Annotated in this window: 11 protein-coding genes; 1 reads left to right on the forward strand and 10 read right to left on the reverse strand. The window is 69.1% G+C overall.

The features are described 5' to 3' along the window. Positions 1–85: 85 nt before the first annotated feature. Complete coding sequence (locus BFN33_RS34745; protein ID WP_069764170.1) at positions 86–1,648, forward strand: metallophosphoesterase family protein; 1,563 nt, start codon at positions 86–88, stop codon at positions 1,646–1,648. An 11-nt stretch (positions 1,649–1,659) separates the two neighbouring features. Here the strand turns inward: BFN33_RS34745 and BFN33_RS34750 are convergent, their stop codons facing one another. From BFN33_RS34750 to BFN33_RS34795, 10 genes are all read right to left on the reverse strand, one after another. Continuing rightward, positions 1,660–2,553 carry a DUF4429 domain-containing protein gene (locus BFN33_RS34750; RefSeq protein WP_069764171.1) on the reverse strand — a complete coding sequence of 298 codons (894 nt, stop codon included), beginning with the start codon at positions 2,551–2,553 and terminating at the stop codon, positions 1,660–1,662. Between the two features lie 67 nt (positions 2,554–2,620). Next, positions 2,621–4,393 carry an IucA/IucC family siderophore biosynthesis protein gene (locus BFN33_RS34755; RefSeq protein WP_069764172.1) on the reverse strand — a complete coding sequence of 591 codons (1,773 nt, stop codon included), beginning with the start codon at positions 4,391–4,393 and terminating at the stop codon, positions 2,621–2,623. After that, a complete protein-coding gene (locus BFN33_RS34760) occupies positions 4,390–4,926 on the reverse strand; it encodes a GNAT family N-acetyltransferase (protein WP_069764173.1) in 537 nt (178 codons plus the stop codon). Before BFN33_RS34760 ends, BFN33_RS34755 begins: the two co-directional genes overlap by 4 nt. Beyond that, entirely contained in the window at positions 4,923–6,200 is a 1,278-nt protein-coding gene (locus BFN33_RS34765; RefSeq protein WP_069764174.1) for a lysine N(6)-hydroxylase/L-ornithine N(5)-oxygenase family protein, read from the reverse strand. The genes BFN33_RS34760 and BFN33_RS34765 overlap by 4 nt, the downstream gene beginning before the upstream one ends. Continuing rightward, complete coding sequence (gene desA / locus BFN33_RS34770; RefSeq protein WP_069764175.1) at positions 6,184–7,626, reverse strand: lysine decarboxylase DesA; 1,443 nt, start codon at positions 7,624–7,626, stop codon at positions 6,184–6,186. Before desA ends, BFN33_RS34765 begins: the two co-directional genes overlap by 17 nt. 141 nt (positions 7,627–7,767) lie before the next feature. Then, a complete protein-coding gene (locus tag BFN33_RS34775) occupies positions 7,768–8,598 on the reverse strand; it encodes a siderophore-interacting protein (RefSeq protein ID WP_069764176.1) in 831 nt (276 codons plus the stop codon). Positions 8,599–8,631: 33 nt separating this feature from the next. Continuing rightward, the gene (locus BFN33_RS34780; protein WP_069764177.1) at positions 8,632–9,678 is read right to left on the reverse strand and encodes an ABC transporter substrate-binding protein; all 1,047 of its coding nucleotides are present in this window, start codon (positions 9,676–9,678) and stop codon (positions 8,632–8,634) included. Between the two features lie 128 nt (positions 9,679–9,806). Further along, complete coding sequence (locus tag BFN33_RS34785) at positions 9,807–10,967, reverse strand: acyl-CoA dehydrogenase family protein (protein ID WP_069764178.1); 1,161 nt, start codon at positions 10,965–10,967, stop codon at positions 9,807–9,809. A gap of 6 nt (positions 10,968–10,973) precedes the next feature. Continuing rightward, complete coding sequence (locus tag BFN33_RS34790; RefSeq protein WP_069764179.1) at positions 10,974–11,894, reverse strand: hydroxymethylglutaryl-CoA lyase; 921 nt, start codon at positions 11,892–11,894, stop codon at positions 10,974–10,976. Beyond that, positions 11,891–13,813 (reverse strand): biotin carboxylase N-terminal domain-containing protein, encoded by a 1,923-nt coding sequence (locus BFN33_RS34795; protein WP_069764180.1) that lies wholly within the window; start codon positions 13,811–13,813, stop codon positions 11,891–11,893. Before BFN33_RS34795 ends, BFN33_RS34790 begins: the two co-directional genes overlap by 4 nt.

Raw genomic sequence — 13,813 nt, forward strand, 5'->3', positions numbered from 1 at the left:
GACGTCTGTTCGTAAGCTGTCCATCCTGCGTCTCACACCTCGTTGCTCATGGCGACGAGTTTCAGACGTCATGGACATTCCTCGTATGGGCGTACCCGACCAGCTCGCCGAGCACATGAGCATGGCCGAGCAGCACGAGTACCTGCGCGCCAGATTCTCCCGGCGCAACATGATCAGGGGCGGCGCCGTCACGCTGGGCGCCGTCGCCGGTGGCGCGTTCGTGCCGGGCGCCGTCGCCCAGGCCGCAACGCCGACCCAGACCTTCGCCAGTACCGAGAGCGTCGACGGCGCCCTCGTCGCCCCCTTCGGCCGACACCTCGCGTACGGCAACGACGCGCGCACCGAGATGACCGTCTCCTGGCAGGTGCCGGTCGCGGTCAAGAAGCCGTTCATCCGGATCGGCGCCCGCCCCTGGGACCTCTCCCGCAAGATCGAGGCCGAGGTGCGCACCCTCTACACCCCGGCCGGCGTCGGCGCCAGCGGCGATCACACGCAGTACTACCTGCACGCCAAGCTGAGTCACCTGCGTCCCGGCCAGACCTACTACTACGGTGTCGGCCACCAGGGCTTCGACCCGGCCGAGCCGCACCTGACCGGCACCCTGGGCACCTTCACCACCGCGCCCGCCCACAAGAAGCCGTTCACCTTCACGGCCTTCGGCGACCAGGGTGTCAGCTACCACGGCCTGGCCAACGACAGCCTGCTCCTCGGCCAGAACCCTGCCTTCCATCTGCACGCCGGCGACATCGCGTACGCCGACCCGGCCGGCGCCGGCAAGACCGCCGACACCGGCTTCGACTCGCGCGTGTGGGACCAGTTCCTCGCCCAGACCGAGTCGGTCGCCAAGTCCGTGCCGTGGATGGTGAGTTACGGCAACCACGACATGGAGGCCTGGTACTCGCCCAACGGCTACGGAGGCGAGGAGGCCCGCTTCACGCTCCCCGACAACGGGCCGGACAAGGCGCACCTGCCGGGCGTGTACTCCTTCGTCTACGGCAACACGGCGGTCATCTCGCTGGACCCGAACGACGTCTCCTTCGAGATCCCGGCCAACCTCGGCATCTCCGGCGGCACCCAGACCACGTGGTTCGAGGGGCAGCTGAAGAAGTACCGCGCCTCGAAGGACATCGACTTCATCATCGTGTTCTTCCACCACTGCGCGTACTGCACCTCCACCGCACACGCCTCGGAGGGGGGCGTGCGCCAGGAGTGGGTGGCGCTGTTCGACAAGTACACGGTGGACCTGGTCATCAACGGCCACAACCACCAGTACGAGCGCACCGACGTCATCAAGGGCGACAAGGTCGCCAAGAAGCTCCCCATCGGTGAGACGGCCTACTCGGAGACCGAGGGCGTCGTCTACGTCACGGCGGGCGCCGCGGGCCGCAGCCTGTACGCGTTCACCGCGCCGGACTCGTACGAGGGCCACCTCAACGAGCAGGACTCGGTGGCCTCCTTCATCAACACCAAGGACGGCAAGGTCAACGAGACCGTCGCCTGGTCCCGGGTGCGCTACCTCAACTACTCCTTCCTGCGCGTGGACGTGGAACCCGCGGCGAAGGGCCACTACGCCAAGCTGAAGGTGTCGGGCATCGCCGAGACCGGTGACCGCATCGACCACTTCACGGTGGCCCGCAAGGCGAAGTAAGCCACCTCGGATCACATCCGCTTGAGGATCGCCTGCTTGGCCATCGTGAACTCCTCGTCCGTCAGGACACCCGTGCGGTGCAGCTCACCGAGCTCGCGCAGCCGGCGCAGGAGGGCATCGTGACCGTCCTCGGCGGAGCCGACCGGAGAAGAAGGCGTTTCCGGTCGTACGTCCCGTGGTGTGCCCACGTCGATGGCGGCGGCCCGGGCCGGGTGCGGAAGCCTGGCCTGGACCGCGGCCGCGACCAACGCCATCAGCGGGTCCTTCTTGAAGCCCCAGAGTTCCACCGCGTTGGGGTCGTACTTCGGCGGGGCCTTCGTCGGAGCGTGTCGCACGGTGAAACGCAGGTGGCCGTTCTCCAGGCCGGCGGCGGGCTGCCACTCCACGGCGACGACGTCGGTCAGGGCGAGGGTGCGGGGCCCCGCGGAGGCCTTGGCGTCCTCCGTCTTCCAGTTCCACTCCAGCCGGATGTGCTCGCCGTCGAAGGCGGCGGTGCCGTCACCCGCGGACACGGCGAGGGGGACGGCCGGGCCCGCGAGCAGATACCCGTCCACGGGGTCGGTGGGGACCTGGTCCAGGAGCAGCGCGCTTCGGACCTCGTCCACGAAGTACTCGGCCACGCCGTAGCGGTCCGACTCCACGGTCAGCTGGTAGGGATCGTGCGGCTCGGTCAGCCGGCCGCCGGTCGCGTGCAGCAGGGGATCGGCGCCGTCGCGCAGCCGTAGCCTCAACCGGCCCGTCTTCCTGCCCTGTTCGAAGGAGACGCCCGCCAACGCGCCGAGCGGGACGACGAGTTCACCCAGCGCTCTGCGCAGCAGCCCGACGTTCTTGTCCCTGCCCGGAGTCAGCCGCAGAGCGTCGCCGTCGAAGACCCATGTGCCGTCCTTCTGGAGGATTTCCGCCATGGGGAAATTCTGGCATTCGGGGCCCACTTGCCCAGCGCCTTGTCCAGGACGTCGTCGAGGAGAGCCGCTACCGGCCCGCGATGGGGTTGTTCAGCGTGCCGACCAGCTGGAGCGCGCCCGAGGGGTCCGCCAGGTCCACCATCTGCTTGTTGTTGCGCAGCTGGAGGCGGTTGAGGCAGGACAGGGCGAACTCGGGGGCGAACATGTCGTACTGCCGGAACTTCTCGGCCAGTTCGGGCACCGAGCGCTGGTAGTCGCGGGTCACCTCGGCGACAGCGCGCCAGAAGTCCTCCTCCTCCAGGATCCCCTCGGCGGCGAGGTTCGCGGCGAGGAAGCGGAAGAAGCAGTCGAAGACGTCCGTGAAGATCGACAGCAGCTTCTTGTCGTCGGGGACCTCGACGCGCAGCCGCTCGACCGCCGGCGGCAGCACCGCCTCCGGGTCCATGACGGCGATCTCCTCGGCGATGTCCTTGTAGATCGCCCGCTCGACCACGCCGTCCTTCACGACCAGGATGACGTTCTCGCCGTGCGGCATGAACACCAGGTCGTAGGCGTAGAAGCTGTGCAGGAGCGGGGTGTAGTAGGCGCGGAGGTAGCGGCGCAGCCAGTCGGCCGGGGCGAGTCCCGACCGCTCGATGAGGGCGCCCGCGAAGGACCGGCCCTCGTGGTCGACGTGGACCAGCGAGGCCATGGTGGCGAGCGACTCCCCGTCCCGGAGGGAGGGGACCGGGCTCTCGCGCCACAGCGCGGCGAGCATCTTGCGGTACGGCGAGTAGCGGTCGGTGGCTGCCTCGTACTCCAGGTGCCGGTAGCCCACGGCCGCGCGCTCGCGGATGATCGTGAGGCCCGTCGCCTTCAGCACCGGGTCGCCCTCGATCAGCGCGGCGAGCCAGTCGTTGATGGCCGGGGTCGCCTCCATGTACGCGGCCGAGAGTCCGCGCATGAAGCCCATGTTGAGGACGGACAGGGCCGTCTTCACATAGTGCTTCTGGGGGTTCGACCGGTTGAAGAAGGTCCGGATGGACTGCTGGGCCAGGTACTCGTCGTCGCCCTCGCCCAGGCAGACCAGCAGCCCGCGGGCGACCTCGGCGGCGAAGGTGACGGTGAGCTTGTTCCACCACTGCCAGGGGTGGACCGGTATGAGGAGGTAGTCGGCTGGGTCGAGGCCCTTGGCGCGCAGGACGCCGTAGAAGCGCTCGACGGTCTCCTCGCCCAGCTCCTGGCGTACGAAGGACTCGTACTCGATGCCGACCCCGGCCGTGAACGCGGCGCGCGAGCGGTGCGCGGCGAGCCAGACCAGGCGGACCGGGCTCGCGGTCTCGGGGGCGTACGAGAGGTACTCGTGGACGCCGAAGCCGAGCCGGCCGTTGTTGGCGACGAAGCAGGGGTGGCCCTCGGTCATACCGGACTCGATGTCCTGGAAGCCGCTCTTCGCGAGCTCGGCGACCGGGATCTGTGGCTTGGTGAGCTTGTAGCAGGTGCCCGAGAGGGTGGAGGAGATCTCCTCCAGGTAGACCGGCAGGATCTCGTCGCTCAGGCCCAGGGTCTGCTTCAGTTCGATGAAGAAGTCGAGGGCGGCGAGGGCGAGTTCGGCACCCTCGCGGTGGCGGGTGATCGAGTCGGCGTCGATCTGCCAGTGGTCCAGGGCGCGGCGGACGGCCGTGAAGTCGTAGCGGGTCCTGCCGTCGTCGCTGCGGACGACGTAGTGGTCCTTGTCGGTCTCCTCGGGCTCGATCAGCCGCTCGTGCGCGAACTCGGCGAGGGCCTTGCGGACCAGCAGGCGGTTGGCGGTCTCCCAGCGCTCGGGGGAGAGGTGGGCCACGGCGTCGGCGAGGCTCATGCGGTCACCCCCGTCGTTTCAAAGAAGCGTTCCCGGGTGCAGAAGCTCAACAGGGCTGTTTTCTCCGGCTTTTGGATCTCCCGCTCGGGCACGAACCCGACTGCCTCATTGAGGGCGTGGACGGCCTTGTTGGAGACGTCCGGTTCCACGACGACCCGCTCGACGGCCCGGTCCTCGAAGAGGTGGGCCATCACGGCGGTGATGACGGACCGGGTGAAGCCGTGGACGGGCCTGTCGGTCGCCGGGGTCAGGAAGTGCATGCCGATGTCACCGGGCCGGGGCTCGTACAGCCCGACGAGCTCGCGGTGGGCGGGGTCGTACTTCTCCATCAGGAAGGCGGGGACGCCCTGCTCGTCGAGGCCCAGCAGCGCGTGGTGGTGCTCGTCGGCCGCGATGTCCATGTAGGCGCGCTCGACGTCGACCAGCGTGGCGTCCTGCATCATCCAGAACGCGGCCTTGGGGTGGGTGACCCACCCATGCAGGAGCTCGGCGTCCTTCAGGGGGTCGAGGGGGCGGAAGGTGAAGGAGGTCATACGGAAAACTCCTGGAACGCGATCGTCTTCTCGACCGGGTAGTACTCGGTGCCGAGCAGTTCTCGGATGATGTAGCTGTTGCGGTAGGCACCCATGCCCAGGTCGGGGCTGGTGATGCTGTGGGTGTGGACGCCGGCGTTCTGGAGGAAGACGCCTCTGCCCGTCACGTCGATCGCGTAGTTGCGGGACACGTCGAAGTTGCCCTGGGAGTCGTACACGAGCCGGTCCTTGACCGGCGCCAGGAACTCCGGCTCGGCGTACTTGTAGCCGGTGGCGAGAACCAGACCCTGCGACTCGATCTCGAAGTCCTTATCCTGCTCCTCCTGGCGGAAGGCGAGCGTGTACGTGCCGTTCTCGTGACGCGCGCTGTTCAGCGAGGAGTTGGTGAGCAGGCGGGTGGGGACCGGACCGCCGAGGTTCTTCTGGTAGAGCAGGTCGAAGATCTCGTTGATCAGGTCGCCGTCGATGCCCTTGAACAGGCCCTTCTGCTCGGCGGTGAGCCGGTAGCGGGTGGCCTCGGGGAGCTCGCGGTAGTAGTCGATGTACTCCGGGGAGGTCATCTCCAGCGTGAGCTTGGTGTATTCGAGGGGGAAGAAGCGGGGGGAGCGGGTGACCCAGTTCAGCCGGTAGCCGTGGACGTCGATCTCGCTTAGGAGGTCGTGGTAGATCTCGGCGGCGGACTGCCCCGAGCCGACGACGGTGATCGACTCCTTCTTCACCAGCTCCGAACGGTGCTGCACATAGCGGGAGTTGTGGATGAAGTCGCCGTCCAGCCCCTGGCAGGCCTCCGGGATGTACGGCGGGGTGCCGGTGCCGAGGACCAGGTGGCGGGCGCCGAACTCCTCACCGGCCGCGGTTTTCACGACGTAGAGGTCGTTCTCGTACGTCACCTCGGTGACCGTCGTGCCGAAGCGGACGTTGCTCAGTTTGTTCGCGGCCCAGCGGCAGTAGTCGTCGTACTCCACGCGCAGCGGATAGAAGTTCTCGCGGATGTAGAACGAGTACAGCCGGCCCTTCTCCTTCAGGTAGTTGAGGAAGGAGTACGGCGAGGTCGGATCCGCGAGGGTGACCAGGTCCGACATGAACGGGGTCTGGAGGTGGGCGCCGTCCAGGAACATGCCGGCGTGCCACTCGAAGTCGGGCTTCGAGTCCAGGAAGATCCCGTCGAGTTCGTCGATGGGCTCGGTGAGGCAGGCCAGGCCGAGGTTGAAGGGGCCCAGCCCGATACCCACGAAGTCATAGGTCTTGGGCGTGTTTTCAGGACGCGCGGTCAAGGGACTCTCCCAGGTACTGCTCGGCGTGGCCGGCGATCAGGTCGAGGACGACGGACATGTCCTCGACCGTCGTCTCAGGGTTGAGCAGGGTGAACTTCAGGTAGTGGCGGCCGCTCACCTTGGTGCCCGCGACCACCGCGTCCCCGGAGGCGAACAGGGCCTTGCGGGCGTACAGGTTGGCGCGGTCGATCTCGGCCGGGTCGGTGACGGCGGCCGGGACGTAGCGGAAGACGAGCGTGGAGAGACTCGGTTCGACGACCACGTCGAAGCGCGGGTCGGCGGCGAGCAGTTTCCAGCCCTCGGCGGCCAGGTCGCAGACCTCGTCGAAGAGCTGCCCGATGCCGTCGGCGCCCATCACGCGCAGGGTCATCCACAGCTTCAGCGCGTCGAAGCGGCGGGTGGTCTGGAGGGACTTGTCCACCTGGTTAGGGATACGTTCCTGCACCATACGGCGCGGGTTGAGGTACTCCGCGTGGTAGGTGGCGTGACGCAGCGTCGAGGAGTCCCGTACCAGTACGGCGGACGAACTCACCGGCTGGAAAAACGACTTGTGGTAGTCCACGGTCACCGAGTCGGCGTTCTCGATGCCGTCGATGCGGTCCCGGTACCTGAGGGAGGCGAGCAGCCCGCAGCCGTAGGCCGCGTCCACATGCATCCAGGCGCCGTACTGCTCGCACAGCTCGGCGATCTCGGGCAGCGGGTCGATCGAACCGAAGTCGGTGGTGCCCGCGGTGGCGACGACGGCCATCGGGACCAGGCCGTCGCGACGGCAGCGCTCCAGCTCACGGGCGAGGGCGACGGTCTGCATGCGCTTGTCGTGGTCGACGGGGATACAGACCACGGAGTCCTGGCCGAGGCCGAGGAGCTTGGCCGACTTCTTCACGCTGAAGTGGCTGACCTCGGAGGCGAAGACGCGCAGTCCGGCCGCTGTCTGTGTCTTCGCCTCCTCGCGGGCGAGCAGCAGTGCCTGCAGGTTGGACTGTGTCCCGCCGGAGGTGAACACCCCGTCCGCGTTGTCGCCGAGACCGATGCGCGCGGTCGTCCAGTCGATCAGTTTGCGTTCGATGAGGGTGCCGCCGGCCGACTGGTCCCAGGTGTCCAGCGAGGAGTTGACGGCCGAGAGGATGGCCTCGCCGAGCACGGCCGGGATGACGACCGGGCAGTTGAGGTGGGCGAGGTAGCGGGGATGGTGAAAGTAGACCGCGTCCCGGAGATACACCTCCTCCAGCTCGTCGAGCACGGCCGCCGTGTCCAGCAGGGGCTTGTCGAGGTCGATCCCGTCGATGCGGGGGCTGAGGGCGTCGACGGTGATTCCGGTGAACGGCCTTGTGGTGGTGGCGAGTTTGGCCGCCACCCGCTCGATTCCTTCGGTCACGGAGCGGCGGTAGCTCTCCGCGGTCGTGTCATTGAGCAGGTGCGAGCGCATGTGGGGGCCCTCCGGTGGGGAATCCGTGCGGGACGGGGCAGAGCGGGGCGGGGCCCCGGGTTCAACTTAGGTAAGCCTAACCTAATTAACTCGGGCGGAAACCTGCCTCATCAGTGACCGGGGTCACTTGGACGGGAGTTACTAGGCTGCCCGCAGCTGCTCTTCGGTCATCCCCTGCCGCCAGTACCCGACGAAGGTGACCCGGCGCCGGTCGATCCCGCGCTCCCGCACGAAGTGCCGCCGCAGCTCCTTCACGCACCCGGACTCGCCCGCGATCCAGACGTACGGCCGCTCGGCGTCGGGCAGTTGTGCATCGCGAAGGGCGCCGAGTGCCATGGGGGAGCACTGGGCGCCGGTCTCTTCGGGCACGAGCCAGGTGATCTCGGCGTCCGCCTCGGTCGCGAGGTCCTGGATGTCCCCGGCGTCGCGCACCTCCAGCCAGACACGGGCACGCCGGCCGGCGGGGAGGGCTTCGAGGATCGCGGAGACGGCGGGCAGGGCGGTCTCGTCGCCCCACAGCAGCACCAGATCGGTGTCCTCGGGCGGACGGAACCGGATCGCCCGGTTGTCGGCGACGGCGGGCCCGAGCAACTGCACCCGGTCGCCCGCGGCGGCACGTGCGGCCCACCGGGAGGCCGGTCCGGCGGGCTCGTGCAGCACGAAGTCGATGTCGATCTCGTCGGGGTCCCGACGGAGCGAGCGCAGCGTGTACGACCGCATCACGGCCCGTACGTCGTCGGGGAGTTCACGCCACGCCTGCCACCATCCGTCGCCGAGCTCGACGGGAACTCCGGGCTCGGTCCGCCCTTCGGCGGGGAGGAAGAGGGACAGCGACTGATCGCGTCCGTCGGAGAAGAAGTGCCGGAGGTCCTCCCCGGTGAAGCTGACCCGGACGAGAGACGGGCCGAGCCGCCTCGTCCGTACGACCTGGAGGGAGAAGAAGCGGAACGGGGCGGCTACGGCCGTGGTCATGGGGCTACTCCTGAATCGGCGTCAACGACGTGCCTAGCTGACCTTCTTCGCGGTCTCTATCGCCTTCGCGAGGTTCTCCACCATCGCCACGCACTTGTCGTACGACGGAATCGGCTCCGGCGACCGCGAGATGACCTGCCCCGCCTTCACCGCGGGCAGCTTCTTCCAGGTCGCCTCGGTGATGTCGGCCGGCTGGATGGTCGCCGTACGGTCGTCCATCATGATGATGTCGGCCGCGTACTTGTCGACGTTCTCCCAGCTCAGCGACTCGTACCAGCCGCCGGAGGCCTTGAGTACGGACGCCGGGGGCTCCACGAAGTTCACGCCGAGTGCCTTGAAGTACTCGAGGTCGATGGAGAGGTTGGTGCCGGAGACGTAGAAGACGTCCTGCGCCGCGGATCCGGCCAGCACCTTGATGTCGGGGTGGGCCTTGGCGGCGGTGCGCAGCCGCTCCGACGCCGCTTCGAACCGCTTCTTCGCGTCGGTGACCTTCGTCGCCGTCATGTCGGCGCCGAGGGACTCGGCCAGCTCCCACACCCGCTGGAGCGGCGTGGTGATCTGGCGGTCGTAGACGGAGACGGCCACGCTCGGCGCCAGCTTTGCGATCTTGGAAGCGGAGGCCGCGGGGACGTACCAGAGGGTGCCGGCGCTGTCGAAGGTCGTGGTGATGAGGACCTCGGGCGCGAAGGCCGCGTACTGCTCGACGTTGAACTGGTCCCAGACGTTGCCGAAGACCGTCAGCTTGCTGACGTCCATGTCGCCGGCCTGGACGTCGGCCTTGCCGTCCTTGGTCTTGGTGGGGCCGAAGACGCCCTTGACCTCGATGCCGTAGTCGTGGAGCGCGGCGGCGACGCCGACGAAGGCGACGATCCTCGTGGGAACCTTGTCGAGCTTCACGGTCGTGCCGCGGTCGTCCTTGAAGGTCCAGGGCCCGGCCTTCGCGGCCGTGGTCTCCTTGCTCGAGCCCTCGCTGCCGGAGTCGTCGTCACCGCAGGCCGCGAGCACGGCGCCGAGGCCGAGTGCGCCGCCCGCGGCGAGGATGCCACGGCGGGTGAGATGGGCGGCTCGTGCGTTGGACATGTGTGGCTGCTTTCGAACGGGGCGGAGCGCCCGCCGGACAAGTTCGAATGTAGGTTAGCCTAACCTCACTGAATGTCCAGGGGGCGGTCCCGCCTCGCCGAAGCAGTGGGTGCCCTGCCGTCCGCGGTCTAACCCGGCAGCCCCAACTCCCGTGCGATCAGCATCCGCTGGACCTCGCTGGTGCCCTCGCCGATCTCCAGGATCTTGGAGTCGCGCCACATACGGGCGACCGGGTACTCGTTCATGAAGCCGTAGCCGCCGTGGATCTGGGTGGCGTCGCGGGCGTTGTCCACGGCGATCGTGGAGGAGTACAGCTTGGCGAGGGCCGCCTCCTTCTTGAAGGGCTCGCCGGTGACCAGACGCGAGGCCGCGTCCCGCCAGGCGAGCCGGGCCGTGTGCGACTTCATCTCCATGTCGGCGATCTTGAACTGGATCGCCTGGTTGGCGCCGATCGGCCGCCCGAACGCCTCCCGCTCCTTGGCGTACTTCACCGACTCGTCCACACAGCCCTGCGCGAGCCCGGTCGCGAGGGCCGCGATGGCGATCCGGCCCTCGTCGAGGATGCGCAGGAACTGGGCGTATCCGCGGCCCTGTTCGCCCAGCAGGTTCGCCGCCGGGACCCGGACGTCCGAGAAGGACAGCTCACGGGTGTCGGAGGCGTTCCAGCCGACCTTCGAGTACGGCGCCGCGACCGTGAAGCCCGGGGTGCCCGAGGGGACGATGATCGAGGAGATCAGCGGCCTGCCGTCCGGCTTGCGCCCGGTGACGGCGGTGACGGTGACCAGGCCCGTGATGTCGGTACCGGAGTTGGTGATAAAGCACTTGGTGCCGTTGATGACCCATTCGTCGGTGTCCGGGTCGAGGCGGGCCGTCGTGCGGGTCGCCCCGGCGTCGCTGCCGCCGTCCGGTTCCGTGAGGCCGAACGCGCCCAGGATCTCGCCCGAGCACAGCCGGGGCAGCCACTCGCGCTTCTGCTCCTCCGTGCCGAACAGGTGCAGCGGCATGGCGCCGAGCGAGACGCCGGCCTCCAGGGTGATCGCCACCGACGAGTCCACGCGCGCGAGTTCCTCGAGCACGAGGCCCAGCGCGAGGTAGTCGCCGCCCATACCGCCGTACTCCTCGGGGAACGGCAGCCCGAACAGGCCCATGCGGCCCATCTCGCGGACGATCTCGTACGGGAACTCGTGGTGCTCGTAGTACTCGCCGATCTTCGGCGCCACGACGTCATGGGCGAACTCCTCGACGGTGCGGCGGAGTTCTTCCAGCTCGGGGGAGAGGCGGTGGTCCATCGGGGTTCACTCCTGGTGGGAGAGGGCGCGGACGGTACGGGACGGGCTGGGTCGGCCCAGGTGTTCGGCCATCCACACGCTGGTGGCGACGAGACGGCCGAGGTCGACGCCGGTGTCGATGCCGAGGCCCTGCAGCATCCACACGAGGTCTTCGGTGGCGAGGTTGCCGGTGGCGGACTTGGCGTACGGGCAGCCGCCGAGGCCGCCGGCGGAGGCGTCCACGGTGGTGACGCCGTGCTGGAGGGCGGCGTAGGTGTTGGCGAGTGCCTGTCCGTACGTGTCGTGGAAGTGCACGCCCAACGTGTCCACGGGTACGTCGAGTTCGGTCAGCAGAGCCCGTACGTGGCCCGGTGTCGCCACCCCGATCGTGTCGCCGAGGCTGAGTTCGTCGCAGCCCATGTCGAGCAGGGCACGGCAGACCCTGGTGACCTGAGGGATCGGGACGGCGCCCTCCCACGGGTCGCCGAAGCACATCGACAGATAGCCGCGGACATGGACGCCCTCCGCCTTCGCCCTGCCGACGACGGGTTCGAACATCGCCAGGGCCTCGTCCACCGTGCGGTTCAGGTTGGCCTTGGCGAAGGACTCGGTCGCGCTGGCGAACACGGCGACCCGGCGGGCTCCGAGGGCCAGCGCGCGGTCCAGGCCGCGTTCGTTCGGGACGAGCACCGGGAGATCCGCGGGCAGATCGGCGATCTGCGGGAACAGCTGCTCCGCGTCCGCGAGTTGGGGCACCCACTTGGGGTGGACGAAGCTGGTGGCCTCGATCGTGGTGAGACCCGCCTCCGCGAGGCGGCGCACGAACTCCGCCTTGACCTCGGTGGGCACGGTCGACTTCTCGTTCTGCAGGCCGTCGCGGGCGCCGACCTCGTGGATACGGACGCGGGCCGGCAGGCCGGGCTCGGGAACGGTCATGGGCAGGGTCACTGCGCCACCTCCTCGTGCGGTGCGATCACGGCCAGCACCTGGTCCATGGCGACGGTCGTGCCCGCCGTGACGTCCAGCTCGGCGACCGTGCCGGCGTGCGGGGCGGAGATGACGTGCTCCATCTTCATCGCCTCGACGACGAGCAGACTCTGACCGGCGGCCACCTCGTCCCCGACCGCCACCTTCACGACGGTCACCGTGCCGGGCATGGGGGCGGTGAGGGAGTCGGCGCCGGCATGACCACTCCCGGTGAGGGACGCGGCCACCGGATCGTGGTCGCGCACCTGCCAGGCGTCGCCGTCCCGGCCCACCCAGTCACCGGCGCGGTGGAAGGTGTGACGGACACCGTCGAGGGTGACGGTGACCTGGTCGTCGGTGACGGTGTGGGTACCGCGGCTTCGGTGGGTGACCGGTTCGAGTCCCGTCACCTGCAGCGGGAACCCGACCGGCTTCCCGAGGCCTCCCATCCGCCAGCCGCTCGGCACCGAGAACGGATCGGTCCAGCCCTCGCCTCGCGGCCGCAGCGCTTCGAGCCGTACGGCCGCCGCCGCCTCGTACACCTCGTCCGGTACGTCCGTGGAGACCAGGTCGTCCACCACCCGCTCGACGAGCCCGGTGTCCAACTCCCCCTTCACCACGTCCGGGTGGGCCAGCAGCCGGCGCAGGAACCCCGCGTTGGTCTGCACGCCCAGCGTCACCGTCCGTGCGAGGGCCGCCCGGAGCTTCCTGAGCGCGGTGGCGCGGTCCGGGCCGTACGCGATGACCTTGGACAGCATCGGGTCGTACAGGCTGCCGACCTCCGTGTCCTCGCTGAGCCCGGAGTCGGTGCGGACGCCGTCGCCCTGGGGCTCGTGGAGCCGGAGCACCGTGCCGCCGGTCGGCAGGAACCCACGGGCCGGGTCCTCCGCGCAGACGCGGGCCTCGACGGCGTGCCCGGTCAGCCGGACGTCCTCCTGCCCGTACGGCAGCCGCTCGCCCGCCGCCACCCGCAGCTGCCACTCCACCAGGTCCAGGCCGGTGATCAGCTCGGTGACCGGGTGCTCCACCTGGAGACGGGTGTTCATCTCCATGAAGTAGTACGACGACGGGTCGTCGCCCGGGACGATGAACTCCACGGTGCCCGCGCCCCGGTAGCCGCAGGAGCGTGCCGCCTCGACCGCGGCCCCGCCCATCGCCGCGCGCGTGCCCTCGTCGAGGAGGACGCTGGGCGCCTCCTCGATGATCTTCTGGTGGCGGCGCTGGAGGGAGCACTCGCGCTCGCCGAGATGGATCACGTTCCCGTGGCCGTCCGCCAGCACCTGGATCTCGATGTGCCGGGGCCGGTCGACCCACCGCTCCACGAGCAGGGTGTCGTCACCGAAGGAGGCACGGGCCTCGCGGCGGGCGGCGGCGATCTCCTCCTCGAGGACCGTCAGGTCCCGGACCAGCCGCATGCCCTTGCCGCCGCCGCCCGCGCTGGGCTTCAGCAGCACGGGTGCGCCCAACGCGCGCGCGGCCTCGGCGAGATCGGGGTCGCGGCCACCGGGCACCACGGGCACCCCGGCCGCCTCCACGGTCTCCTTGGCGCGGATCTTGTCGCCCATCAGGGCGATGGAGTCAGCCGTCGGCCCGATGAAGACCAGCCCGGCGTCGGCGCAGGCGCGCGCGAAGGCCGTGTTCTCCGCAAGGAAGCCGTAGCCGGGGTGGACCGCCTGGGCGCCGGTGCGGGCGGCTGCCTCGAGGAGCCGCTCGACGGACAGATAGCTCTCCGAGGCCGGCGCAGGGCCCAGTCGTACGGCGGTGTCCGCCTCCCGGACGTGCCGGGCGTCGGCGTCCGCGTCGGAGAAGACGGCCACGGAGCGCACGCCCAGGGCGCGCAGGGTGCGGATGACGCGGACCGCGATCTCGCCCCGGTTGGCGACAAGCACTGTGTCAAACAT

It is taken from the genome of Streptomyces sp. LUP47B, assembly GCF_001746295.1.
Lineage (GTDB): Bacteria > Actinomycetota > Actinomycetes > Streptomycetales > Streptomycetaceae > Streptomyces.

Bases quoted from the DNA above. Each gene is read 5' to 3' on its own strand.
- BFN33_RS34745 (WP_069764170.1), top strand. From the start codon at position 86: ATGGGCGTACCCGACCAGCTCGCCGAGCACATGAGCATGGCCGAGCAG.
- BFN33_RS34750 (WP_069764171.1), bottom strand. From the start codon at position 2,553: ATGGCGGAAATCCTCCAGAAGGACGGCACATGGGTCTTCGACGGCGAC.
- BFN33_RS34755 (WP_069764172.1), bottom strand. From the start codon at position 4,393: ATGAGCCTCGCCGACGCCGTGGCCCACCTCTCCCCCGAGCGCTGGGAG.
- BFN33_RS34760 (WP_069764173.1), bottom strand. From the start codon at position 4,926: ATGACCTCCTTCACCTTCCGCCCCCTCGACCCCCTGAAGGACGCCGAG.
- desA (WP_069764175.1), bottom strand. From the start codon at position 7,626: ATGCGCTCGCACCTGCTCAATGACACGACCGCGGAGAGCTACCGCCGC.
- BFN33_RS34775 (WP_069764176.1), bottom strand. From the start codon at position 8,598: ATGACCACGGCCGTAGCCGCCCCGTTCCGCTTCTTCTCCCTCCAGGTC.
- BFN33_RS34780 (WP_069764177.1), bottom strand. From the start codon at position 9,678: ATGTCCAACGCACGAGCCGCCCATCTCACCCGCCGTGGCATCCTCGCC.
- BFN33_RS34785 (WP_069764178.1), bottom strand. From the start codon at position 10,967: ATGGACCACCGCCTCTCCCCCGAGCTGGAAGAACTCCGCCGCACCGTC.
- BFN33_RS34795 (WP_069764180.1), bottom strand. From the start codon at position 13,813: ATGTTTGACACAGTGCTTGTCGCCAACCGGGGCGAGATCGCGGTCCGC.